At 60.9% G+C, this 23,953-nt stretch carries 24 protein-coding genes; 9 read left to right on the top strand and 15 right to left on the bottom strand.

The annotated features are described in order from the left end of the window. The first annotated feature begins 143 nt into the window (after positions 1-143). Genes plsB through ACZRMO_RS02865 form a run of 3 tightly spaced genes read left to right on the top strand, consistent with a single transcriptional unit; the run spans position 144 to position 3,819 of the window. Positions 144-2,654: a glycerol-3-phosphate 1-O-acyltransferase PlsB gene (gene plsB, locus ACZRMO_RS02875; RefSeq protein WP_463971844.1), complete on the top strand. Its 2,511-nt coding sequence runs from the start codon at positions 144-146 to the stop codon at positions 2,652-2,654. 51 nt (positions 2,655-2,705) lie between these two features. Further along, positions 2,706-3,107 (top strand): YbaY family lipoprotein, encoded by a 402-nt coding sequence (locus ACZRMO_RS02870; RefSeq protein WP_124526046.1) that lies wholly within the window; start codon positions 2,706-2,708, stop codon positions 3,105-3,107. A gap of 22 nt (positions 3,108-3,129) precedes the next feature. After that, positions 3,130-3,819, top strand: coding sequence for a DUF4197 domain-containing protein (locus tag ACZRMO_RS02865; RefSeq protein WP_463971843.1), 690 nt, complete (start codon positions 3,130-3,132; stop codon positions 3,817-3,819). An 80-nt stretch (positions 3,820-3,899) separates the two neighbouring features. On the opposite strand, the gene ACZRMO_RS02860 is transcribed toward ACZRMO_RS02865, so the two are convergent. The 5 genes from ACZRMO_RS02860 to ACZRMO_RS02840 form a co-directional block, all read right to left on the bottom strand. Then, entirely contained in the window at positions 3,900-4,103 is a 204-nt protein-coding gene (locus tag ACZRMO_RS02860) for a hypothetical protein (RefSeq protein WP_463971842.1), read from the bottom strand. Between the two features lie 171 nt (positions 4,104-4,274). Next, positions 4,275-4,868: a LysE family translocator gene (locus tag ACZRMO_RS02855; protein ID WP_463971841.1), complete on the bottom strand. Its 594-nt coding sequence runs from the start codon at positions 4,866-4,868 to the stop codon at positions 4,275-4,277. 49 nt (positions 4,869-4,917) lie between these two features. Next, positions 4,918-5,535 (bottom strand): LysE family translocator, encoded by a 618-nt coding sequence (locus tag ACZRMO_RS02850; RefSeq protein ID WP_463971840.1) that lies wholly within the window; start codon positions 5,533-5,535, stop codon positions 4,918-4,920. Positions 5,536-5,568: 33 nt separating this feature from the next. Beyond that, entirely contained in the window at positions 5,569-6,885 is a 1,317-nt protein-coding gene (locus ACZRMO_RS02845; protein WP_463971839.1) for a serine hydroxymethyltransferase, read from the bottom strand. A 33-nt stretch (positions 6,886-6,918) separates the two neighbouring features. Beyond that, positions 6,919-7,683 (bottom strand): HalD/BesD family halogenase, encoded by a 765-nt coding sequence (locus ACZRMO_RS02840; RefSeq protein ID WP_463971838.1) that lies wholly within the window; start codon positions 7,681-7,683, stop codon positions 6,919-6,921. Between the two features lie 166 nt (positions 7,684-7,849). On the opposite strand from ACZRMO_RS02840, the gene ACZRMO_RS02835 reads away from it, so the two are divergent. Then, the gene (locus ACZRMO_RS02835) at positions 7,850-8,305 is read left to right on the top strand and encodes an Lrp/AsnC family transcriptional regulator (protein ID WP_463971837.1); all 456 of its coding nucleotides are present in this window, start codon (positions 7,850-7,852) and stop codon (positions 8,303-8,305) included. Between the two features lie 117 nt (positions 8,306-8,422). Here ACZRMO_RS02835 and ACZRMO_RS02830 read toward each other — a convergent pair whose 3' ends face one another. Further along, positions 8,423-11,488, bottom strand: a complete 3,066-nt coding sequence (locus ACZRMO_RS02830; protein ID WP_463971836.1) for an efflux RND transporter permease subunit — start codon at positions 11,486-11,488, stop codon at positions 8,423-8,425. A gap of 6 nt (positions 11,489-11,494) precedes the next feature. After that, positions 11,495-12,595 (bottom strand): efflux RND transporter periplasmic adaptor subunit, encoded by a 1,101-nt coding sequence (locus tag ACZRMO_RS02825; RefSeq protein ID WP_017738310.1) that lies wholly within the window; start codon positions 12,593-12,595, stop codon positions 11,495-11,497. 93 nt (positions 12,596-12,688) lie between these two features. Here ACZRMO_RS02825 and ACZRMO_RS02820 point away from each other — a divergent pair, with 93 nt between their 5' ends. Next, a complete protein-coding gene (locus ACZRMO_RS02820) occupies positions 12,689-13,324 on the top strand; it encodes a TetR/AcrR family transcriptional regulator (protein WP_463971835.1) in 636 nt (211 codons plus the stop codon). A gap of 122 nt (positions 13,325-13,446) precedes the next feature. Here the strand turns inward: ACZRMO_RS02820 and ACZRMO_RS02815 are convergent, their stop codons facing one another. Beyond that, the gene (locus ACZRMO_RS02815; protein ID WP_305432908.1) at positions 13,447-14,229 is read right to left on the bottom strand and encodes a class I SAM-dependent methyltransferase; all 783 of its coding nucleotides are present in this window, start codon (positions 14,227-14,229) and stop codon (positions 13,447-13,449) included. 96 nt (positions 14,230-14,325) lie between these two features. On the opposite strand from ACZRMO_RS02815, the gene ACZRMO_RS02810 reads away from it, so the two are divergent. Further along, positions 14,326-14,946, top strand: a complete 621-nt coding sequence (locus tag ACZRMO_RS02810) for an energy transducer TonB (RefSeq protein WP_463971834.1) — start codon at positions 14,326-14,328, stop codon at positions 14,944-14,946. 1 nt (position 14,947) lies between these two features. On the opposite strand, the gene ACZRMO_RS02805 is transcribed toward ACZRMO_RS02810, so the two are convergent. From ACZRMO_RS02805 to ppc, 6 genes are all read right to left on the bottom strand, one after another. Next, on the bottom strand, positions 14,948-15,775 hold the full coding sequence (locus ACZRMO_RS02805; RefSeq protein ID WP_463971833.1) for an isocitrate lyase/PEP mutase family protein: 828 nt from the start codon (positions 15,773-15,775) through the stop codon (positions 14,948-14,950). Between the two features lie 27 nt (positions 15,776-15,802). After that, positions 15,803-16,663 (bottom strand): DUF72 domain-containing protein, encoded by an 861-nt coding sequence (locus ACZRMO_RS02800; RefSeq protein ID WP_463971832.1) that lies wholly within the window; start codon positions 16,661-16,663, stop codon positions 15,803-15,805. Then, complete coding sequence (locus ACZRMO_RS02795) at positions 16,663-16,953, bottom strand: hypothetical protein (protein ID WP_017738316.1); 291 nt, start codon at positions 16,951-16,953, stop codon at positions 16,663-16,665. Before ACZRMO_RS02795 ends, ACZRMO_RS02800 begins: the two co-directional genes overlap by 1 nt. A gap of 257 nt (positions 16,954-17,210) precedes the next feature. Continuing rightward, complete coding sequence (gene tsaB / locus ACZRMO_RS02790; RefSeq protein ID WP_463971831.1) at positions 17,211-17,894, bottom strand: tRNA (adenosine(37)-N6)-threonylcarbamoyltransferase complex dimerization subunit type 1 TsaB; 684 nt, start codon at positions 17,892-17,894, stop codon at positions 17,211-17,213. Between the two features lie 90 nt (positions 17,895-17,984). Then, a complete protein-coding gene (adk, locus tag ACZRMO_RS02785) occupies positions 17,985-18,632 on the bottom strand; it encodes an adenylate kinase (protein ID WP_017738318.1) in 648 nt (215 codons plus the stop codon). A 279-nt stretch (positions 18,633-18,911) separates the two neighbouring features. After that, positions 18,912-21,539, bottom strand: coding sequence for a phosphoenolpyruvate carboxylase (gene ppc / locus ACZRMO_RS02780; RefSeq protein WP_463971830.1), 2,628 nt, complete (start codon positions 21,537-21,539; stop codon positions 18,912-18,914). Positions 21,540-21,722: 183 nt separating this feature from the next. Between ppc and ACZRMO_RS02775 the strand changes: the two genes are divergently transcribed. The 3 genes from ACZRMO_RS02775 to lptF all read left to right on the top strand — a co-directional run bounded on the left by ACZRMO_RS02775 (position 21,723) and on the right by lptF (position 23,605). Then, complete coding sequence (locus ACZRMO_RS02775; RefSeq protein ID WP_021492446.1) at positions 21,723-22,067, top strand: hypothetical protein; 345 nt, start codon at positions 21,723-21,725, stop codon at positions 22,065-22,067. 285 nt (positions 22,068-22,352) lie between these two features. Then, a complete protein-coding gene (locus tag ACZRMO_RS02770; RefSeq protein ID WP_463971829.1) occupies positions 22,353-22,763 on the top strand; it encodes a DUF4398 domain-containing protein in 411 nt (136 codons plus the stop codon). Between the two features lie 56 nt (positions 22,764-22,819). Continuing rightward, positions 22,820-23,605 (top strand): lipotoxin F family OmpA-related lipoprotein LptF, encoded by a 786-nt coding sequence (gene lptF, locus ACZRMO_RS02765; protein WP_463971828.1) that lies wholly within the window; start codon positions 22,820-22,822, stop codon positions 23,603-23,605. A 45-nt stretch (positions 23,606-23,650) separates the two neighbouring features. Here lptF and ACZRMO_RS02760 read toward each other — a convergent pair whose 3' ends face one another. After that, the gene (locus ACZRMO_RS02760; RefSeq protein ID WP_463971827.1) at positions 23,651-23,929 is read right to left on the bottom strand and encodes a hypothetical protein; all 279 of its coding nucleotides are present in this window, start codon (positions 23,927-23,929) and stop codon (positions 23,651-23,653) included. Positions 23,930-23,953: the final 24 nt, after the last annotated feature.

Genomic DNA, 23,953 nt, shown 5'->3' with positions numbered 1-23,953 from the left:
CGCATTGAACTGCCGAGTATAAGACAGGCTCCAAAACGATCAACTCAAGTTTACATCGCTGCTTTTTTGCCGATTTTCGGCGAATACGGCACACTACCCGCCCGAGCGCCTGCTCGGTTTTTCCCACTTGAAGCAGCACGCCTATGACCCGCTCCCCGTTCCGCCGTCTGGTGTTTGGCACCTTGCGCCGACTGTTGTACCTCTGGGTTCGCTCGGAGACGATCAACCAGTCGTCCCTTACCCTCAACCTGGACCGCAGCCGGCCGGTGTTCTACGTCCTGCAATCGCCCTCCCTCACCGAATTGGCCGTGGTCGATGCCGAGTGCACCAAGGCCGGCCTGCCGCGCCCGGTACTGCCGGTAGCGGTGGGACCGCTGATGGAGCCTGCGGCGTTCTTCTACCTCACGCCCGAGCCGGACTGGCTCGGCCGCCAGGACAAGCGCGGCGCGCCGCCGACCCTGACCCGCCTGGTCAACACCCTCAGCGAGCACGTCGAAGAGAATGCACAAATCATTCCGGTCAGCGTGTTCTGGGGGCAGTCGCCCGAGAGCGAGTCCAGCCCGTGGAAGCTGCTGTTTGCCGACAGTTGGGCGGTCACCGGGCGCCTGCGGCGCTTGCTGAGCATCCTGATCCTCGGTCGCAAGACCCGTGTGCAATTCTCCGCGCCTATCAACTTGCGTGAATTGATCGAGCACAATAAAGGTCACGAACGCACGGTGCGCATGGCCCAACGGATCCTGCGGGTGCACTTTCGCAATCTGAAGACCGCCGTGATCGGCCCCGACCTGTCCCACCGGCGCAACCTGGTCAAAGGCCTGGTCAACATGCCGCTGGTGCGCCAGGCCATTCTGGATGAGGCCGAACGGGAAAAAATCAGCCCGGAAAAAGCCAAGGCCCAGGCCCTGCGCTACGGCAATGAGATCGCCTCGGACTACACCTATACCGCGATTCGCTTCCTCGAAGTGGTGCTGAGCTGGTTCTGGAACAAGATCTACGACGGCATCAAGGTCAATAACATCGAAGGTGTGCAAAAGGTTGCCCAGGGCTACGAGGTGATCTACGTGCCTTGCCATCGCAGCCATATTGATTACCTGCTGCTCTCCTACCTGCTGTTCAAGAACGGCCTGACCCCGCCGCACATCGCCGCCGGCATCAACCTGAACATGCCGGTGATCGGCAGCCTGCTGCGCCGTGGCGGTGCGTTTTTCATGCGCCGCACGTTCAAGGGCAACCCGCTGTACACCTCGGTGTTCAACGAATACCTGCACACCTTGTTCACCAAAGGCTTCCCGGTGGAGTACTTCGTCGAAGGCGGGCGCTCGCGCACCGGGCGCATGCTGCAGCCGAAGACCGGCATGCTGGCGATCACCCTGCGCAGCTTCCTGCGCTCCTCGCGCATGCCCATCGTGTTCGTCCCCGTGTACATCGGCTACGAGCGCGTGCTCGAAGGCCGTACCTACCTCGGCGAACTGCGCGGCGCGAGCAAGAAGAAAGAATCGATCTTCGATATTTTCAAAGTGGTCGGCGCGCTCAAGCAGCGTTTTGGCCAAGTTGCGGTCAACTTCGGCGAGCCGATCAAGCTGGCCGAGTTCCTCGACAGTGAGCAACCGGACTGGCGCAGCCAGGAGCTGGGCCCGAACTACAAGCCGGCCTGGCTCAACGAAACCACGAACCGCCTCGGCGAACAGGTGGCGCGCCACTTGAACGAAGCCGCCGCGGTAAACCCGGTGAACCTGGTGGCCCTGGCGCTACTGTCCACTACGCGCCTGGCCCTGGATGAACAGGCCATGGCGCGCCAATTGGACCTGTACCTGGCGCTGTTGCGCCGCGTGCCCTACTCGCCCCACACCACCTTGCCCGAAGGGGATGGCCTGGCGCTGATAAAACACGTCAAGGACATGGACCTGCTGTCGGAACAGAGCGACGCCCTCGGCAAGATTCTGTACCTGGACGAGCAGAACGCTGTCCTGATGACCTACTACCGTAACAACGTGCTGCACATCTTCGCGTTGCCGGCGTTGCTGGCCAGTTTCTTCCAGAGCAGCTCGCGCATGAGCCGCGAACAGATCCTGCGCTACACCCACGCGCTGTACCCGTACCTGCAATCGGAACTGTTTATCCGCTGGTCGTTGGAGGAGCTGGACACCGTGGTCGATCAATGGCTGGACGCCTTTGTCGAACAGGGTCTGCTGCGCTTCGAAAACAATGTGTTCCTGCGCCCGGCGCCCAGCTCGCGGCACTTTGTGTTGCTGACGCTGCTGTCCAAGAGCATCGCCCAAACCCTGCAACGCTTCTACATGGCGATCTCGCTGCTGCTCAACAGCGGCCAGAACAGCATCAGCGCCGAAGAACTGGAAGATCTGTGTACAGTGATGGCTCAGCGCCTGTCGATCCTGCACGGCCTCAACGCCCCGGAGTTCTTCGACAAGAGCCTTTTCCGACATTTTATCCAGTCGTTGCTGGAGCAAGATGTGCTGCGCCGCGATGAAGCCGGCAAGTTGAGTTACCACGACCTGCTCGGCGAACTGGCCGAAGGCGCCGCCAAGCGCGTGTTGCCGGCGGAGATTCGCCTGTCGATCCGCCAGGTGGCGCTGCACCGCGTGGATGACACTCCGGTCGAATCCGAGCCTCTCAATTGCGAAGAAAACCGCTAGATTGAATAAGGCGCCGGGCTGTTTCCGGCGCCGCCGACAAGGAGCTGCACCATGAAAAAGATCATCCTCCTGGGCCTCACCGCCCTGCTCGGAGCCTGCCAAACCATGACGCCCGCACCCAAGGCCAGCCTCGATGGCGAAGTGTTCTACCTGCAACGCATCGCCCTGCCGCCGACCGCCACCTTGAGCGTCAGCCTGCAAGACGTGTCCCTGGCCGATGCACCGGCGGTGACCCTCGCCGAACAGAAAGGCCCGGTCAAAGGCCAGGTGCCGCTGCCGTTTCACCTGAGCTACGACCCGGCCCAGGTCAAGCCTGGCCACAGCTACTCGGTCAGCGCTCGCATCGAAGTGGACGGCAAGCTAATGTTTATCACCACCGAACGGCACTCTGTGCAGCTCAACGGCCAGGATCCACAACCCCTGCGCCTGCGCGTCGATGCTGTGGCCCACTGAACTCGATCAAAAGGAAGCGCCCATGCTCCGTAACTCCCTTCGCTTTACTGTCCTGTGTGCCGGCCTGCTGCTGGGGGCCAACGCCATGGCGCTGGACCTTTCCAGCCTGTCCCAGGGCGACGCTTCCGGCGGCCTCAAGGACGCCCTGACCCAAGGCGCGCAGATCGCCGTGAAACAGCTTGGGGTACCGGGTGGTTTCAGCAACAACCCCGAAGTGAAGATCGGCTTGCCGGGCAAGTTGGGCAAAGTGGCCGACAAGCTGAAGATGTTCGGCATGGGGGACCAGGTCACGCAACTGGAAACCAGCATGAACAAAGCCGCTGAATCCGCCGTGACCCAGGCCCAGCCGATCCTGGTGAATGCCGTGAAAAACATGAGCGTGACCGACGCCAAGGGCATCCTCAGCGGTGGCCAGGACTCGGCCACCCAGTACCTGAACAAAAGCAGCCGTGAACAGATCCGCGCCAAGTTCCTGCCGATCGTGAAAGCCGCCACCGACAAGGTTGGCGTGGCCCAGCAGTACAACGCCCTGGCCGGAAAGGCCGCAGCCTTTGGCGCAGTGGATGCCAAGAGCGCCAACGTCGAGAACTACGTGACCGAACAGGCGCTGGATGGGCTGTTCAAGATGATTGCGCAGCAGGAAGAAACCATTCGCAAGAACCCGGCGGCGGCGGCCACCAGTTTGGCGAAGAAGGTGTTTGGCGCGCTGTAACAGCACACTGCATGTCACCGAGCCGGAAAAACCCTTGCCGGTGAAAACGCCCTGATCGACTCAGGGCGTTTTGGTTTTAGCTACCAGGTAATGGAACGGCTGTGTGCGGATGCCGACGAGGCCGCACTACTGCTACTGGAGCTACTGTTTTGGTTGTTGTTATCGTTGTGAATATGAATATTCACATCGGGTTGACGATTGCCGTTGAACTGACCGAAGCCATTCCCCATCCCCATCGCCGCGCCCATTATTTGCAGCGGTAGAACTAATAACGGTAGCAACATACGCACTCCTTAAGCATCACCGTAGAAACATTCCTGCGCGTTTGACCGCAAGAAGAGTTACCTGCTTAACAGGTAACTCTATGTGGCACTTGCGGCGCAGCAGTTCCCCGGTCAGCCAAAACAAACGTTCCACCGGCCCGAATTTCGTTTGCATGGAAATGTAAACCAGCGTCAATGGATGACCGAATCAGCCAGTCGCCCCATCATGATCGTGGCAAAAAAACAGATGGCTACGGACGTTGCGCGATTGATTCTGAGCGGTGTCAGCCAGGCTTTCTGAACCCCTTCGAAACGACTGCCCAGCACAATCCAGGCCGCCCCCACCGGAACCACCACCAATGCCAGCGTGGTCATGAAGCCGGCATAACCGGGCAACGTGGCAAACGCACTGGCCGGTGCGATGAACGACGCGATCAATAAGCCTTTGGGGTTCATGACCGTCAGCCAGAAGAAATACAGCCCGGAAAAACGGTCGCGGGTCGGGCCGGCCGTGCTGTTCTTGTGCTGCCACAAGTTGTAGGCAAGTCGCAGCAGATAGCAGACTGCAGCCAACTGCGCGACTTTCACCGTCCACGGTGACCAGGCCGACAGATAGAACAACGCCACGCCCCAGACGGACACCTGAAGCAAATACGCCAGGCATTCGATAAAGGCCATCCGCCATGAAGCCCAGAAGCCAAAAAGCACCCCTGCACGCATTAACAAGGTGTTGGTCGGCCCAGGCACGACCAGTAACAACACCAGTGCAGAAACGGTCCCAAACATGAAGATTATCCTCGGGCGAATATGATCCAACGCCTTTGCACCGGTAGCGTTACTGCGCCAGCGTCAACGACCAGGCGACCGTCGCTACCATTAAAATCGCGAAGCTTACGTTAAGTCGCCGGCTCCAGGTCGGATGGATGAACAACGTGCGCATCCGGCTGCCGGCAAACAGCCACAGAAAGTCGAACACCACGCACACCAACAGGCAGATCAACGCCTTTGTACCCTGCTCCCACGCGGGCGCCGTGCCCAAGGTAAAACTGCCCAACAAAGCCGCAAACGCCGCATACGCCTTGATATTCGCAACACCCAGCACAAACCCGGCGCCCCAGCCCGGCGTGACTGCGGACGGCACCTCCTCGATCGGCGGCGCAGTGCCAATGCGGTAGGCCAGCCAAAAGATATAAGCGATGGAGATGACCGTCAGCGTCGTCGCCAGCATCGGAAAACGGTGCAGCACCACATACAGGCCCGTGGCGACCACGGTCATGGCGATCACCAGGCCTAGGGTGATCCCGACAAAAAAACGCGTCGAACGCCGCATGCCATAGGCCGCCCCGCTTGCCGCCAATGCCAGCGTGGCGGGGCCTGGGCTGGCGAGCAAAGCGATAGCGGCGAGAGCGAAAGCCAGTACGGCTTGGTAAATGGGCAGCAGGGTATCGAGCATACAACGCTCCTTCGCGTCAGCGCGCGTGACGACTTAGCGGGGCAATCCATTTTCGTGGCAGTAGTAGACCGTTCGGTGGTTCTTCATAAAGTCGATCACACCATTGGCAACGGCCATCGGGTCCACCTTGTGCTGCAACACCTTGGCAATCTGCTCGGCAATCCACGCCATCTCTGGCTCTTTCATGCCCAGCCGGGTGACCTCGACGGTCCCCAGTCGAATGCCCGTTTCCTTGTAGGGATCTGTGTCCCACGGCAATGGCATTTCATTGGCGATGAGATTGGCGGCCTCCAGGCGCTGCACCGCATCGCGCCCGCTGGCGAAGGGTTTTGAGTCGATTACGATCTGGTGCGTCCTTGTGTAACCCTGGTCCCGATAAAACGCGGTGACGCCTCTGCGATCCAGATGGGTGGCCAGCGCCTGGGCATTGCTCACCACCTGCCGCATATAGGCCTGCCCGTACTCCAGCATTTCGGTGGCCGCCACGGCGAGTGCCGCGACCCGATTGATCTGATGGCTACCGGTCAGGGTGGGGAAAATGGCCTCGTGCACTGCGGGGGTCAACGTCTCGTCGTTCCACAGGATCACACCGCCCTGGGGGCCGCTGAAGGTCTTCCCGGAAGAGCCCGTCATCAAATCCGCCCCTTCCGCTAGCGGGTCCTGAAACATCCCGGCGCTGATCAATCCCAGTTGGTGAGCGGCGTCGAAATACACCTTGCCCCCCCAGGGCGCAACGATGCCCTTGATATCGGCCACCGGCAAAGGGAAGAGGGTCAAGGTCATGCCCAGCCCAATCACCGCAGGCTTCAAGTCACGCGCAATTTCGCTGAAACGCGTAAGGTCAATGTCTGCCGTCTTGTGCACGAAGGGAATGTCCCACACCTTAAGCCCACGGACACCGGGCGGCCCATTGGTGCGGTTACTGGTATCGCCCCCCCGGATCACCGGCACCGTCATGACATTGTCTTCGGGCCGGGCCAGTGCCGTGTATGCGGCGAGCACTGCCGCCATTCCGCCCATCAGACGATGATCGGCGTGCCGGGCGCGCAGGGTGGTTTTCAACAGTTCCACGCAGAGCGATTCCAGTTCGTCGATATTTTTCATCCCCGAGAAAAAACGATTGTCCCGGCCGATATGCCCACCCGATGCACGCGTGCCGACCTCACTGGACAGCAACGCGCGCACCGATGGGCTGGTGGGTGACTCGGCGGCCACGAGATTGATGCACTGCTGCCCGCGCCATTGTTCATTGCGCACGACAGCCGCCCTGACCAAGTCGGCCATGGCAGCGTGTGATTGCGCTTGTTTCAGCAAGGCACTGGCGTGCTGGAGACATTGAATGTCATGCATGATCATCATCCCGTGGGTTTCGACAGATGCGCTTCAGGTCAAGCTCTTGGCGGCCTCGGCGTGCTGGTCTTCCCACCAGCGATCATTGCCGTGCAGGTTGCGAGCGAGGTCTTTTTCAGCGGCCCACGTCATGTTGAGGATGATCCGCGTTGCATCTTCGTTAAGCGGGATAGTGCGGTGCAGGGTGGTGTCGGTGCGCAGGAAGTAAATATCCCCAGTCTTGAAGCCGTATGTCGCAATCGGGTTGCTGCACAGCAGCTCATGAATTCTCGGGTTGGATTTATCCCATGACGTATGCGGTACGCATTGCAACATCCCGCCCTTGGCGATCGGCGGCGTTTCGATAATCCAGATCAGCGCGAAACTGTAATCACCCCAGTGCCAGCCGTGGGTATCGCCTTTGCGTTCCTGCTTGGTGATCAGGTATTCCTCGTCCTTGGAGACAGACGCGACAATCTGCGCCCCCGCGATCTGGGACAAGGTATTGAGCAGTACTTCGGACTTGGACAGCGTGTTGATCAGCGGGCTGTTTTCAGCAATGAACTCGCTGCGCACTACACTCATGTAGCGTGGCGTATTGTCGGTGGTTGCCAAGTGCAAGTCGCGGCGTTCAAGTTGGCGATCGATCAGGCTGTTGACCTCACGCGTTATCTTTTCGCGCAGGTCATCATCGACGATATCGCGCAACTTTATAAACCCATTGCGGGCAAACTCATTGCGCAATGCAAATACGCTTTTTTCAGAAAAGTTATTATCGTGATGTTGTTGCAGGCGAACCTCATCAAGTACGTAGTTCATTTCAATCCCTCGATAAATAGATCAAGTTGAAAGAGCGACACAGTACTGCCTACGACTGCTGGCAAAAACAATAGGCAGAGGCCTTCAAAAAAGCCATTGTTTTTTTGTGGATTCGTGGTATGTAAGATTTTCATGCTATTTCATCAATGTTCGTAAGGCCCATCTAATGAAAAAGCTTACAAAGAGCGATCACAAATTAGACCCGATTGATCGCGCCCTGATTACTGCCCTGCACCAAAACGCCCGCGCATCCATTCGCGCACTGAGCCGTCAGGTTGGGCTGTCAGCGCCAGGCTGCAGCGAGCGCCTCAAGCGTTTGGAGGTGGCGGGAGTCATCAGCGGCTTCAGCGTAGAGTTGGACGCCGAGGCCCTTGGCTTTGCATTGCAAGCGCTGGTGAGGGTTAAACCGTTGGCGGGGAACTTTCAAGCGGTGGAACAGTTACTGGCGCAAATGACGGAATGTATTGTGTGCTACAAAATCACCGGGGAGGACAGTTTTGTGTGCCACCTGTATACCAACTCCGTCCCTCACCTGGACCATACACTGCAACGCATTACACCCTTGGCCGACACCAACACTTCAATTATAAAAACCGTAGAAAAGAAACTTCCCACACTCTAATTAAACCTGTGGGAGACACACTGACTGTCGCAACAGTCATCAGGTGTCGGGCATTTCCCACTGTTCTTGTAGTTACCGGGCGCCTGCACAATTACACACACCCGTCCCTATTAAATACTATTGAGTGTCCTGCTTGACGCGAAACCATGCCGCGTAAAGTGCCGGCAGGAACAATAGGGTCAACGCCGTCGCCACAATCAACCCACCCATGATCGCCACGGCCATCGGCCCGAAGAACACACTGCGCGACAGCGGGATCATTGCCAGCACGGCAGCGAGAGCCGTGAGCACAATCGGGCGGAAGCGTCGGACGGTGGCTTCGATAATCGCCTGCCACGGCGCCAGGCCCGCCTTGATGTCCTGTTCGATCTGGTCCACGAGGATCACCGAGTTGCGCATGATCATCCCCGACAAGGCGATGGTGCCGAGCATGGCCACAAAGCCGAAGGGCTGGCGGAATACCAGCAGGAACAGCGTCACACCGATCAGGCCCAACGGCGCCGTCAGAAACACCATCGCCGTGCGTGAGAAGCTGCGCAGTTGCAGCATCAGCAATGTCAGCACCACCACGATGAACAACGGCACGCCGGCTTTTACCGAGTTCTGTCCACGAGCGGAGTCTTCCACCGTGCCGCCGACGTCCAGCAGGTAGCCATCCGGCAGTTCGGCACGTACGCCTTCCAGGGTCGGCAGGATTTGCTGGACCAGGGTCGCCGGTTGCTCCTTGCCGTAGATATCGGCGCGCACGGTCACCGTTGGCAGGCGGTTGCGGTGCCAGATGATGCCTTCTTCGAAGCCGTACTCCAGGGTGGCGATCTGCGACAGCGCCACGCTTTTGCCGTTGTCGGTAGGCACCGCCAGGCTTGGCAGCAACGACAGTTCGGTGCGCTCATGCACGGTGCCGCGCAGGAGGATTTCGATCAACTCGTTGTCCTCCCGGTATTGGCTGACGCTGGAACCGGTGAGCGAACTTTGCAGAAATTTCGACAGGTTGGCGGTGCTCACGCCGAGGGCTCGGGCGCGGTCCTGGTCGATATTGAGGTAGACAATCTTGCTCGGTTCTTCCCAATCCAGGTGTACGTTGACCACGTGGGTATTTTCGCGAACCTTGGCCGCCACTTTCCGCGCCAGGGCGCGGACTTCTTCGATGTGTTCGCCCGTCACACGGAACTGCACCGGGTAACCCACGGGCGGGCCGTTTTCCAGGCGTGTGACCCGCGAGCGCATCTCCGGGAACTGTTCGTTGAGGGTTTCGATCAGCCACGTGCGCAGGCTTTCGCGCTCTTCGATGGTTTTGGCCAACACCACGAACTGCGCAAAACTCGCAGCGGGTAATTGTTGGTCCAACGGCAGGTAGAAGCGCGGCGAACCGGTGCCGACATAGGCCACGTAGTTGTCGATGCCGGCGTGTTCCTTGAGCAGCGCTTCCAGGCGTTTGACCTGATCGGCGGTGTTGCTCAGGGACGTGCCTTCGGCCAGTTTCAGGTCGACCATCAGCTCCAGGCGACCGGAGGCCGGGAAAAACTGTTGCGGCACAAAACGAAACAGCGCCACCGAGCCGATAAACAGCAGCAAGGTCAGGACAATCACGGTTTTGCGCCGGCGCACGCACCATTCCACCAAACGCCTCACACGTTGGTAGAAGGGTGTGCCGTAGGGATCAGGCCCGTCAGTACCGTGCTTGGCTGCGTGAATCTTCGCCAGGTCCGGCAAGAGTTTTTCCCCCAGGTAGGGCACAAACACCACCGCGGCGACCCACGAGGCCAGCAAGGCAATGGTGACGACCTGGAAGATCGAGCGGGTGTATTCGCCGGTGCTCGATTGCGCGGTGGCAATCGGCAGGAAGCCGGCGGCGGTGATCAGCGTGCCGGTGAGCATGGGGAACGCGGTGCTGGTCCAGGCGAAACTCGCGGCCTTGAGCCGGTCGTAGCCCTGTTCCATTTTGATCGCCATCATTTCCACAGCGATGATTGCGTCGTCCACCAACAGGCCCAGGGCCAGTACCAGTGCGCCCAGGGAGATCTTGTGCAAGCCGATGCCAAGGTAATACATGCTGGCAAAGGTCATGGCCAACACCAACGGAATCGCCAGGGCCACCACCATGCCGGTGCGCACCCCGAGGGAGAAAAAGCTCACCAGCAACACGATGGCCAAGGCTTCGGCCAGTACCTGGACGAATTCGCCGACGCTGGTTTTCACCGCTGCCGGTTGGTCCGACACCTTGCGCAACTCCATACCTGCCGGAAGGTTCTTCTGCAGGCGTGCGAACTCGCCTTCCAGGGCCTTGCCCAAGACCAGGATGTCGCCGCCGTCACGCATGGCCACGGCCAGGCCGATGGCGTCCGCGCCCATGTAGCGCATGCGCGGTGCCGGTGGGTCGTTGAAGCCACGGTGGATGTCCGCCACGTCGCCGATGCGGAAGGTGCGGTCACCGACGCGGATCGGGAAGTTGCGAATCTCGTCCACCGTCTTGAAGTTGCCCGACACCCGCAGCTGCACGCGCTCGGTCGGGGTTTCGAAGAAGCCGGCGGTGGAGACTGCATTCTGTTCCTGCAAGGCCTGCTGTACGGCGGCCAACGGCAAGCCGAGGGTGGCCAGCTTGAGGTTGGACAGTTCGATCCAGATCTTCTCGTCCTGTAGGCCAAGCAACTCGACCTTGCCCACATCCGGCACCCGTTGCAGTTGAATCTGGATGCGGTCGGCGTAGTCCTTGAGCACGGCGTAGTCGAAACCGTCGCCGGTCAGGGCGTAGATATTGCCAAAAGTGGTGCCGAATTCATCGTTGAAAAACGGCCCCTGGATGTCCGGCGGCAAGGTCTGGCGGATGTCGCTGATCTTCTTGCGCACCTGGTACCACAGCTCGGGGATCTGCGCCGAGTGCATGGAGTCGCGGGCCATGAAGGTGACCTGGGATTCGCCGGGGCGCGAGAACGACACGATGCGCTCGTACTCACCGGTCTCCATCAGCTTTTTCTCGATGCGCTCGGTGACCTGGCGCGAGACTTCCTGGGCCGTGGCGCCTGGCCAGTTGGTCTTGATCACCATGGCCTTGAAGGTGAACGGCGGGTCTTCACTTTGTCCCAGCTTGGTGTAGGACAAGGTGCCAACCACCGCCAGCAGGATCATCAGGAACAGTACGATCTGGCGATTTCGCAGCGCCCATTCGGAAAGATTGAAACCCATCGGGGACTACTCCTTGGCCGCCAGATTCACCACTCGATTGGAGCGGTCCACCGGGCGCACCTGCTGGCCCTCATGGAGCACATGCACACCCGCTGCGATCACCCAGTCCGTGGGGCTCAAGCCTTCCAGCACCGGCACGCTTTTCTCGCCGAAGGCGCCGATGCGTACCGGCGTGCGCTTGAGGGTGTTGTCCGCCTGTACTCGCCAGACATAGGAATCGCCGTTTTCTGCACTGAGGGCAGACAGCGGCACCGACAAAGGAATCACACCGTCGGCTTGTATGAAAACGCGGGCGCTTTGCCCCAGTTCAGCGGGGACCTTGCCGCCGGTGAACGCGACGCGTGCGGCAAAGGTGCGTGATTTTGGATCAGCGGCCGGCGACAGTTCACGAATACGCCCGGCGAAACGCTGGTCGGGCTGGCTCCACAACTCGACGGACACCGGCTGGCCGATCTTGAACCGACCGAAACCTTGCTCCGGCAGGCTGATCAACACTTCGCGCTCACCGTCGGTGGCCAAGGTGAACACCGTCTGGCCGGCAGACACCACTTGCCCTACTTCCACCGCACGCTTGGCGACAACGCCGTCCTGCGGTGCGCGTAACGTGGCATAACCGGCCTGGTTGCTCGACACGTCGAACTCGGCCTTGATCTGTTTGAGGCGGGCTTCGCCGGATCGGTAGAGATTTTCCGAATTGTCGTACTGGGAACGGCTGACCATCTGACGGTCCATCAGGGTCTTGTAGCGGTCGCGCTCGGCGCGCACCAGGCTCAGGTTGGCCTCGGCGGCAGCCACTTGGGCGCGGGTGGCTTCCAGCTGCAGGCGCACGTCTTGCGGGTCCAGTTCGGCCAGCGGCTGGTTGGCCTTGACCCGCTCGCCCTCTTCCACCAGACGCTTGCTGACTTTGCCGCCAATGCGAAAGGCCAGGTCTGGCTCATAGCGCGCACGCACTTCGCCAGGGTAGCTGTCGCTCGCCTGCGCCGAGGGCTGCGGTTGCACCACCATGGCCGGGCGGATAACGGTCTGGGGGGCTTCCTCGTGACCGCACGCGGCCAGTAGGAAGGCCAAGCTGACAGGCAACGCAAGGGGCAGGAAAGTACTGCGCATGCTGAAGGACCTTTCGCAAATGGAGCTAGGAATAATTATACTGGCCGGTATGTTATTAATACCAAACTCGCCAGTCCAGTATTAAAGGTGAAAATGTCCGACAATCCTGTAAACACCAATAGCCCCGGGCGTCCCAAGGACATGGCAAAACGCCAGGCTATCCTCGAAGCGGCGAAAGTCCTGTTTTTGAGCAATGGTTACGCCAGTACCAGCATGGACGCGGTGGCACTGGAAGCCGGCGTGTCGAAGCTGACCGTCTACAGCCACTTCACCGACAAAGAGACCTTGTTCACCGCTGCCGTCGTGGCGACGTGCGAGGAACAACTACCGGTGATGTACTTCGAGCTGCCCGCAGGCATGCCCGTGGAGACGGTGTTGCTGAATATCGCGCGGGGGTTCCATCGGCTGATCAATAGCGAGGAGTCGGTGAACCTGCATCGCCTGATGATGACCACCGGCAATCAGGACGTGAAACTCTCACAGATCTTTTTCGAAGCCGGCCCGATGCGCATGCTGCAAGGCATGGAGCGCCTGTTGAGCAAGATCGACCAGAGCGGTGCGTTGAGTATCGACAAACCGTTTACGGCGGCCGAGCACTTCTTTTGCCTGCTCAAGGGCACGGCGAATTTCTGCTTGCTGTATGGCTGTGGCGGGCAGTTGAGTGAGGAAGCCGCCGAGGCGCATGTGCGGGATGTGGTGGGGTTGTTTATGCGGGCTTATCGGGCCTGAAGCCTTGTGGTGGCTGAGCTGGCCCCATCGCAGGCAAGCCAGCTCCCACACTTGATCGTATTCACACATCAAAATGTGGGAGCTGGCTTGCCTGCGATGCAGCCCTCAAGGCCGATGAAGATTCAGCCCTTGAGCGCCTTCTTCGGATAAATATCATACCGGCTCGACTTGCCATCCAGCGCATGGCTGGGCTTTGGCCCCTCAATGCACGGCGCCTTGCGCGGCCGCTTCACCACCACCCGGTGGCTGGCCAGGGCCAACGCCGCGGCAAGCAAGGCCGGGGCATCCGGGTCATCCCCGACCAAGGGCCGGAACAGGCGCATTTCCTTCTTCACCAAGGCGGTTTTCTCACGGTGCGGGAACATCGGGTCGAGGTAGATCACCTGCGGCGGCTCGCCTTCCCAATTGCGCATCACGTCGATGGAATTGCCCTTGAGCAGTTTCATGCGCGCCACGATCGGCGCCACTTCAAAATCATCCGCACCGCGTGCCAGGCCATCTTCGAGCAAGGCGCCGATCAGCGGCTGGCGCTCGATCAGGCTCATGTCGCAGCCCAGGCTGGCCAACACGAACGCATCCTTGCCCAGCCCCGCCGTCGCGTCCAGCACCCGTGGCCGCACGCCCTGGGCGATGCCCACGGCCTTGGCAATCATCTGCCCGCTGCCGCCGCCGTATAAACGCCGGTGTGCCGCGCCGCCTTCGACGAAGTCCACGCGCACCGCACCCGGCGCGTCAGGCCCGAGCTGTTGCAGCTGTAGGCCTTGCTCGCCGACTTGCAGGGAAAAATCCGCATCGGCCAGTTGCAAAGGCAGGTCAAGCCGGGCCGCCCACTGTTCGGCCAGGGCCTGGAAACCCTCGGCCAAGGCCTCGACCCGGATGCGGCTGGCCGCTGGTTGTTCGCTCATCAATCGCTACGCTCAAAAATATTAAGGATCGGCAAACAACGGCCGATAAAACCAACAGTCAGGTATTTTGCCAGAGCTGAGCGTCGACCGAGAAAAATGTCAGACATTCTCCCCCAAACCATCGGTGTACTGCCGACCCACAACCACTACGGCCTGCGTAATACCCAAGCGCTGGCCGGGGTGAGTCATGTGTGGCAGGACTTCTTCGCCCGGGCGTTGGCCGAGCAGCTCGGCGCCACGCCGGACGCGCTCGCCGCCCAGGCGCCGGCATCGCTGGACCCGGAAGTTGAACCTCGCGCTGGCGCCGACCTGCTGTCACAGATCCTCACCCAGCGTGAGTGCGACGTGAAAGACACCGAGATCGCCCCGCCTGAGCCGCTGTTCCTGCCGATTGCCGAGTTCGAGACCGAATTGCTGCCACCGGCGGCCACACCGTTCCCGGACGACGAAATCGTCGCCCAACAGCGCCAGCAGAATTTCGACAGCGGCTGGGTCCGCCCTATCGTGTTGACGGCCGGCCAACCGTTGCCGGAACCCGGCCCGGCCCCCGAACCGCGCCCGCTGCACCTGCCCATCGCCGAGTTCGAACTGGACCTGCTGCCACCCGCCGCCACGCCGTACCCGGACGAAGAACTGGTGGAGCAACAGAAGGCCCTGGACTTCGACTACTACTGGGCGCGCCCGCTGGTCACGCAGAACCTGCGCCTGGCTGCCTGACTCAGTCCTTGAAGAAAGCGTTGGCCTGGCTGAACGGCATTTTGCGTTCGGTGAAGGTAAACGTGCCCAACTCATATACCTCCTGTGCCGCCCGATAGAACTCGCCATACGCCGCCAAGGCCATGGCCGAGCCGACGCTGATGCGCCGCACGCCCATCTCGCTCAATTGCTCGACGCTCAGGTTCAGGCCTCCCGACATCAACACGTTCACCGGCTTGGGCGCGACGGCCTTGACCACCGCCAGCACTTCCTCGGCACTGCGCAGGGCCGGCGCGTAGAGCACATCGGCGCCGGCTTCGGCGTAGGCTTGCAGGCGGCGAATGGTGTCAGGCAAATCAAGACGGCCATGCAGGAGGTTTTCTGCACGGGCGGTCAGGGTGAAGGGAAATGGCAGGCTACGGGCAGCGGCAACGGCGGCTTCCACGCGCTCCACGGACAGGTCAAAGGGGTAGATCGGGTCCACCGCAATGCCCGTGGCATCTTCGATAGAGCCACCGACGATACCGCTGGCCGCCGCGCGCAGGATGGTCTGGGCGCACCCTTCGGGGGTGTCGCTGAAGCCGTTTTCCAGGTCCGCCGCCACCGGCAGCGCGGTCGCCTGTACGATGGCGCTGGCATTGCTCAACGTATCTTCCAGGGACAACGCACCTTCCGCATCGGGGCGGCCGAGGCTGAACGCATAACCGGCACTGGTGGTGGCCAGGGCTTCAAAGCCGAGGCTGGCGAGCATGATCGCGGAGCCGGCATCCCACGGGTTGGGCATCACGAATGCGCGATCGCGCTCGTGCAGAGCCTTGAAGGTTTCGGCGCGAAGGGTTTGGGCATCCATGTCTGGCTCCTGGCGAAAAAAGGAGCCTTAGAGTAACCCCAGTTGCTCGGCGGCGGGCGTTCGATTCAGGGTCGGCAACGGCGCTAATCCGGGCAGGCGTGCCATCAGTTGATCATGGAAGCGCAGGGCCAGCTGCGCGGCCAGGCGGTTGTCCGAGGTGTGCAGGAACACGTAGGGCGTGCGGCCCTCTTCGATCCAGTCGGCGACTTTTGCGACCCACGGAATCAGGAACGGATCGTTGGCTTCCAGCTCGGGATGGCCGATAAATCGCACTTGGGGGAACAGCGTCAGCGCTGCCGGACGTGGCGGCACCTTGGGTTTTTTCGACTGGGCATGCAGCACCGCCGCCGAGGTCGACGTGCAGCTGAACAGCGCACGCGGGTCAAGGCAGATGCGCTCAACACCCCGATCACGCAATAGCCGGTTGAGCATGCGCTCGGCATCGCCCTTGGCGAAGAATTCGGGGTGGCGCACTTCCACCGCCAGCGGGCGTTCCAGGCCGTCGATAAACCCCGCCAGCTCGGCGAGCCGCTGTGGCGAGAAAGTCGCCGACAATTGCAGCCACATCGGCGACACACGCTCACCCAGCGGGCTCATCAAGCCGATAAAGCTTTCCGCGGCCGGCAGTTGCTCACGCAAATCGCCGCCATGGCTGATATCACCCGGGAATTTCGCGGTGAAGCGAAAATCCTCGGGCATGATCTCGGCCCAGCGCTGCACCGTGGCGGCTGAGGGGCGCGCATAAAACGTGGTGTTGCCCTCAACGGCGTTGAAGACCTGAGAATAAAGGGAGAGGTAATCGCTGGAGCGCGCATCGGCCGGGTACAGGTACTCGCGCCAGGCGTTTTCACTCCAGGACGGGCAACCGATGAAATAAGGCAGGCGCATCAGATGTGAATGTCGAGACCCAGCACTTCCATATCCCATTCGACAAAGCCGGCGGTGGTCAGGTAGCTGGCCAGGGCGGTGGCAACGCTTTTGCTCATGGAGCGGGGGAAGACCATGTCTTGCTGACGGGCGGGAAGACCACTGATACGCGCTTGGGCATTGGCCTGCGCATCGGCTTGGACTTCGATGAAGTCCGGCGAATCCTCGACAGCGTCATCCACCGTCGCATTTGCCTTACGCGGCTTGCGCTTGATTGGGTAGGACTGTGAGGAAAAGCCATCAATACGCATGGGCGCGAACTCGCTATCAGTAATGGCATTTTAGTGGCGCAATCCGTAGCGCGCAAATGCTCTGGTGATAACTAGAACACATAATTTGCAAAAGGTTTAAAAGCTGGGGCAAATTCTGACGATTGGCGCATTTAGCGGCGTGTTTGCGTTTGTGGAGGACCTGTGGCGAGGGAGCTTGCTCCCGCTGGGTTGCGCAGCGGCCCCAAAAAAAGCGGGAGCGCTGCGCACTCCAGCGGGAGCAAGCTCCCTCGCCACATTTACAGACCGCGTTCTGCCTTGGTCTGCGCAACTTTATCGCGCAGGTAAACCGGCGCCGCCTGGTCGGCGGGAATCCCTTCGCCACGCTCGAAAGCAAAGCGGGCCAAGGTCAGCAGGTCTTCGGCGTGGGGCAACATCGCTGCGTCCTGGCCCACCAACTGCACACCGATGCGCTCGCCATAACCCCAGCCGGTGCCAGCACCGAACCAGTCACCGCTGGCATCCTGCGGGAGCATCGACGATTCCGGCGGCTGCACGGCTTCGACGCCCACCAGGCGCATCTCCCCCGCCGTCTCGCGGTAGCAGCCCCAATAGACCTCATCCATACGTGCATCGATGGCCGCTGCTACTTGATGGGCGCCGTGCTCGCGCAAGGCGCGCTGGGCCAGCACGGCGAGGTTGGACACCGGCAGCACCGGACGCTCCAGGGCAAACGCCAGGCCCTGCACCACGCCAATGGCAATACGCACACCGGTAAACGCGCCGGGGCCACGGCCGAAGGCAATGGCATCGACCGCCGCCAGGGTGGTGCCGGCGTCTTCCAGCAGTTGCTTGATCATCGGCAACAGCTTCTGCGCATGCAGGCGCGGGATCACCTCGTAGTGGCTCGTAACCTTGCCATCGTGCAGCAGGGCAACGGAGCAAGCTTCAGTCGCGGTGTCCAGGGCCAGCAGGGTGCTCATCGGTGTGGGTGTCCAAGTCGAAAAAAAGTGCGCCAGTATAAACAACAACGGCCCGCAAGCGGGCCGTTATAGGTGCAGCAAATCGAGTGATCAGCTCAGTGCTTGCAGCACTTTGGCAGTGATCGCCTCGACCGAGCCAACACCTGGGATGTGGCTGTACTTCGGCTTGCCTTGGGCAGCCGACAGCTTCTGGTAGAAATCCACCAGCGGCTTGGTCTGGGAGTGGTAGACCGACAGGCGATGACGCACGGTTTCTTCGGTGTCGTCTTTGCGTTGCACCAGCTCTTCGCCGGTCACATCGTCCTTGCCTTCAACCTTTGGCGGGTTGTAGATGGTGTGGTACACGCGGCCCGAGGCTTCGTGAACGCGACGGCCGGCGATACGCTGGACGATTTCTTCGTCTTCAACCGCGATTTCAACCACTGCGTCCAGCTCGACGCCCGCCTTCACCAGGGCTTCAGCCTGGGGAATGGTGCGTGGGAAGCCGTCGAACAGGAAACCGTTCTTGCAGTCTTCCTGGCTGATGCGTTCCTTGACCAGGTTGATGATCAAGTCATCGGACACCAGGCCACCGCTGTCCATCACGCTCTTGGCGATCAGGCCCAGCTCGGTGCCGGCCTTGACCGCTGCACGCAGCATGTCGCCGGTGGAGATTTGTGGAATGCCGAATTTTTCAGTGATGAACTTTGCCTGAGTACCTTTACCGGCCCCGGGAGCTCCCAGCAGAATGACGCGCATTGATGTGCTCCTCAATTTTTTATAGAGATGATGCTCGGATTCGCCGCGTGGGGCCAATCGCGTAAAAATAGGATTCGGGCCGCCCAAACGGCCAAAGGCTGATCAAGATACACAGCGGGCCGTCACCATACAAGCCGCCAAAAGTCGCAGGAACCCGCGCAGGGCATGCGTCATAGGTAGGGTGTGCCCGGGTGCAACCCGCCGCCACAAACGCCGACCGCCCGTTTCCGGGCGGCCGCCGTGGTTTATCTGCAAGCCGTTGAGAACACTTGGAAAACCTCAGCCGGTGTTGCGCAAACCAGCGGCAATACCGGCCACGGACACCAGCAGCGCCTGTTCCAGAGGGCTGTCCTGCGCCGCCTCTTGTTGACGCGAACGGGCCAGCAACTCGGCCTGCAACAGGTGCAAGGGGTCGAGGTAGGTGTTGCGCAGGCGGATAAACTCCAGGGTGTCAGGGCTGTGGGCCAGCAGTTGCGACTGGCCAGTCAGGCCAAGCACCACGCTGCACGCCTGCGACAATAGGTCGCGTAAGTGCGCACCCAATGGCAACAGGTCTGGCTGCACCAAGCGCTCGTCATACAGCCGGGCGATGTCCGCATCGGCCTTGGCCAACACCATTTCCAGCATGTCGATGCGGGTGCGGAAGAACGGCCACTGCTCGCGCATCTGCCCCAGCAGTTCACCTTCGCCACGCTCCAGCGCCTTGCTCAACGCGGCTTCCCAACCGAGCCAGGCGGGCAGCATCAGGCGGGTCTGAGTCCAGCCGAAGATCCATGGGATCGCGCGCAGGCTTTCAATGCCCCCCGCACGGCGCTTGGCCGGGCGACTGCCCAGGGGCAAACGACCGAGTTCCTGCTCCGGGGTGGACTGGCGGAAGTACTCGACGAACTGCGGATTTTCCCGCACCACGGCGCGGTAAGCGCTGACACCATCTGCCGCCAATTCGTCCATCAAATGGCGCCAGGCCGGTTCCGGCGGCGGCGGTGGCAGCAAGGTCGCCTCCAGCACTGCGGCCAGGTAGAGATTGAGGTTTTGCTCGGCGATGTCCGGCAGGCCGAATTTGAAACGGATCATTTCGCCTTGTTCGGTGGTGCGGAAGCGCCCCGCCACCGAGCCTGGCGGCTGCGACAGGATCGCCGCGTGGGCCGGGCCGCCGCCACGCCCCACGGTGCCACCGCGACCGTGGAACAACAGCAGTTCCACCTGCTGCTCGCGGCAGATGTCCACCAAACGCTCCTGTGCGCGATATTGCGCCCAGGCGGCGGCGGTGGTGCCGGCGTCCTTGGCCGAGTCGGAGTAGCCGATCATCACTTCCTGCGGGCCTTGCAGCCGCGCGCGATAACCCGGCAGCAGCAACAGGCGCTCGATCACCGGACCGGCGTTGTCCAGGTCGGCCAGGGTTTCGAACAGCGGTACCACGCGCATCGGCCGCTGCACGCCCGACTCTTTGAGCAACAGCTGTACGGCGAGCACGTCTGACGCAGCGCCGGCCATGGAGATGACATACGAACCGAGGGATGCGGCCGGTGCGGCGGCAATTTCCTTACAGGTATTCAAGACTTCGGCAGTGTCCGCCGACGGCTTGAAATAACCCGGCAGCAGCGGCCGACGGTTGCTCAATTCCTTGGTCAGAAAGCTGATGCGCGCGTCTTCGTCCCAGTCTTCATAACGACCGAGGCCGAGGTAATCGGTGATTTCGGTCATGGCCGCCGAATGCCGACTGGAGTCCTGGCGCACATCGAGGCGTACCAGGAACAAGCCAAAGGTCACGGCGCGGCGCAGGCAATCAAGCAGCGGGCCGTCGGCAATCACACCCATGCCGCATTCGTGCAGCGACTGATAGCACAGCTCCAGCGGGTCGAGCAGGTCACGGTTGTTTTGCAGCACTTCGACCGGCGCCGGGGTAGCTGCGGTCAATGACGCGTGGGCCCATTGCCGGGTAGCACGCAGACGTTCGCGCAACTGTTTAAGCAGCGCGCGATACGGCTCGACGCTGTCGCCGACCTGGGCTTGCAACGCCGGGCTGGCCTGCTGCATCGACAGCTCCGAGGCCAGGTGGTCGATGTCGCGCAGGTACAGGTCCGCCGCCATCCAACGCGCCAGTAGCAGCACTTCGCGGGTCACCGGCGCGGTGACGTTCGGGTTGCCGTCGCGGTCGCCGCCCATCCAGGACGCAAAGCGAATCGGCGCGGCTTCCAGGGGCAGGCGCAGGCCGGTAGCGGCGTGCAGGGCCTGGTCGGCCTTGCGCAGGTAATTGGGGATGGCGTGCCACAGCGAATGTTCAATCACCGCGAAGCCCCACTTGGCTTCATCGACCGGTGTGGGGCGCACGCGACGGATTTCCTCGGTGTGCCAGGCCTCGGCGATCAGCCGTTGCAGGCGCTCGCGGATCTGCTGGCGCTCGGCCGTGGTGAGGTCGCGGTGATCCTGCAACGCCAGTTGCGCGGCAATCGCATCGTATTTCTGGATCAGGGTGCGGCGCGCCACCTCGGTGGGGTGCGCGGTGAGGACCAACTCGATCTCCAGCCGTGCCAGCTGGCGGGCCAGGGATTCATTGCTGTGCCCTTCGCTTTGCAGGCGCGCCAGCAACTCGGGCAACACGCGGGACTCGAACGGCGCCGGCTGCGACTCATCGCGCCGGTGAATCAATTGGTACTGCTCGGCGATATTGGCCAGGTTGAGGAACTGGTTGAAAGCCCGGGCCACAGGCAGCAGTTCGTCTTCCTGCAGTTGGTTTAGGCTGGCACTCAGTTCATCGCCAGCGCCACGCCGGTCGGCCTTGGCGCCTTTGCGGATCTGCTCGATCTTGTCGAGAAACCCGTCGCCATACTGCTCTCGAATGGTATTGCCCAACAGTTCACCCAGCAGGTGAACGTCCTCACGCAAGCGTGCATCGATATCACTCATCAGCCAATCTCCAGCAGGAATCCGGGACGCGCAGGTCTGCCAGAGTGCCGCCAGCATCCATTTCTGACAAGACTTTAAACCTTGTGGGATGCAGCTAGTCTCAACACTGAGTCGCCGCGTTTATCCACGCGCGCGGCTGGTCACTCATCACCGCCTGCTATCGCGGGCTTTACTGAGGTTGCCATGAAAATTCGAGAACTGGCCCAACATTGGGAAGAGAACGCCAAGGGTCGCTTGACCAAGACCGAGTACGCGATCCATCTGGATATGGAGTCCGCCGCACGGCTGGCGGCCATCACCGAGATGTACCCCAAGCGCCACCCTGAAGAATTGCTGGGCGAACTGATCGGCGCCGCCCTTGAAGAGCTGGAAGCCAGCTTTCCCTACATCAAGGGCCAGCAGGTGATTGCCACCGATGAAGAGGGTGACCCGCTGTACGAAGACGTCGGCCCTACCCCGCGCTTCCTTACGTTGTCGCGCCGCTATCTACATGATTTGTCAGCGAGTGCCGACGAACAGAAACACTGACACCTTGCGGTAAACCCCTTGTATTCCGGGCCTCCCCCAGGCCCGGCGTACCCCTGCGCAACGCAGAAGTTCCAAGTTTTTTCGCTGACCGATCAGTCAGATATTTTTTTAGGCAAATCGCCATCTTCTCTGAACTATTCAAAAAAGCCTCCGGTCACAGCCAGTAAGCCATCACTTGGAACGGCCGTTTGAACAGGCGTCACGTGCCTTACCCGCCGGACCCGCAACCGACCTCCCAGGATGGATTTGAAGTTTTTCAGGAGTTATCCAATGGAGTTGAAGACGATGAAGACCAGCACTGCCAAATCCTCGTTTAACCACCTGCGCGGGCTTAAATTGGCCGCGCTGGCAATCGGCACCAGCTTCGTTCTCGCGGGCTGCGCCGGCAACCCGCCGACCGAGCAATACGCGGTGACCCAGTCCGCCGTGAACAGCGCAGTCAGCGCTGGCGGTACCGAGTACGCCGCCGTGGAGATGAAGTCGGCCCAGGACAAGCTCAAGCAAGCCGAAATCGCCATGCACGACAAAAACTACGACGAAGCCCGTCGCCTGGCCGAGCAAGCCGAATGGGACGCTCGCGTTGCAGAGCGCAAATCCCAGGCCGCCAAGGCTGAGCAGGCTGTGAAGGACTCCCAGAAAGCTGTTCAGGAGCTGCGTCAGGAAGGCATGCGCCCGGCTGTGATCAAACAGCAATAAGCCGCCGCCACCCGATTGCATTGCACCCGATATCGAATTGAAAGGACGACACGACTATGCGTAAACAATTGATGATCCCTGCCCTGCTGGCGATGAGCGTTGCCCTGGCGGCCTGCTCCACCCCGCCAAACGCGAACCTGGAAAACGCACGGACCAACTACTCGGCCCTGCAAACCAACCCGCAAGCCACCAAGCTGGCGGCGCTGGAAACCAAGGACGCCAGCGAATGGCTGGACAAGGCCGACAAAGCCTATCGCGACAAGGAAGATCAGAAGAAGGTCGACCAGTTGGCCTATCTGACCAACCAACGCGTTGAAGTGGCCAAGGACACCATCGTCCTGCGCGAATCCGAAGCCAAGCTGAAAAACGCCGGCGACGAACGTGCCCGCGCCCTGCTGGAAGCCCGCGACGCACAGATCAAGCAACTGCAAGACAGCTTGAACGCCAAGCAGACTGATCGCGGTACGCTGGTGACCTTTGGTGACGTACTGTTTGCCACCAACAAGTCCGACCTGAAATCCAGCGGCCTGGTGAATATCACCAAGCTGGCGCAGTTCCTGCGCGATAACCCGGACCGTAAAGTGATCGTCGAAGGCTACACCGACAGCACCGGTTCCGATGCGTACAACCAGAGCCTGTCCGAGCGTCGTGCCGCTTCGGTACAACGTGCACTGGCACAGCAAGGCGTGGATATTTCGCGCATCGTGACCCAGGGTTACGGCAAGGAATACCCGGTTGCCGACAATGGCAGCGTGTCGGGCCGTGCCATGAACCGTCGTGTGGAAGTGACCATTTCCAACGACAACCAGCCGGTCAAGCCACGGTCTTCCGTCGCTAACTGATCGAACGTCATAAAAAAACCCCGCTCGTCAGCGGGGTTTTCTTATTTAGCCGAAGCTGACAGGGCCATTGTTGGGCTCAGGCATTTGGATTTGCGGGCCTTGCATCCGGGCCTGAGAGTCACCCCCATTGCCACCCCCTGCCGAATCACCACCGGCACCACCCGCACCGCTACCGCCTTGGGCGCCTCCCCCGCTGGCCATCAACTCCTCCAGAAGCTTCTTCAACTTCTCGACGTCCATTTGCCCTTGTTGGCCACCGACTTGACCCATCTGGTCCATGCTGCCGACCATATTGCCGCCCATGCCGCCGATACCTGAAATCATATTCACACTCCATACGTTCACGAT

Source organism: Pseudomonas sp. B611 (genome assembly GCF_055407965.1).
Note: the sequence above shows the minus strand (reverse complement) of the source record. Positions and strands in the feature narration are given on the sequence as shown.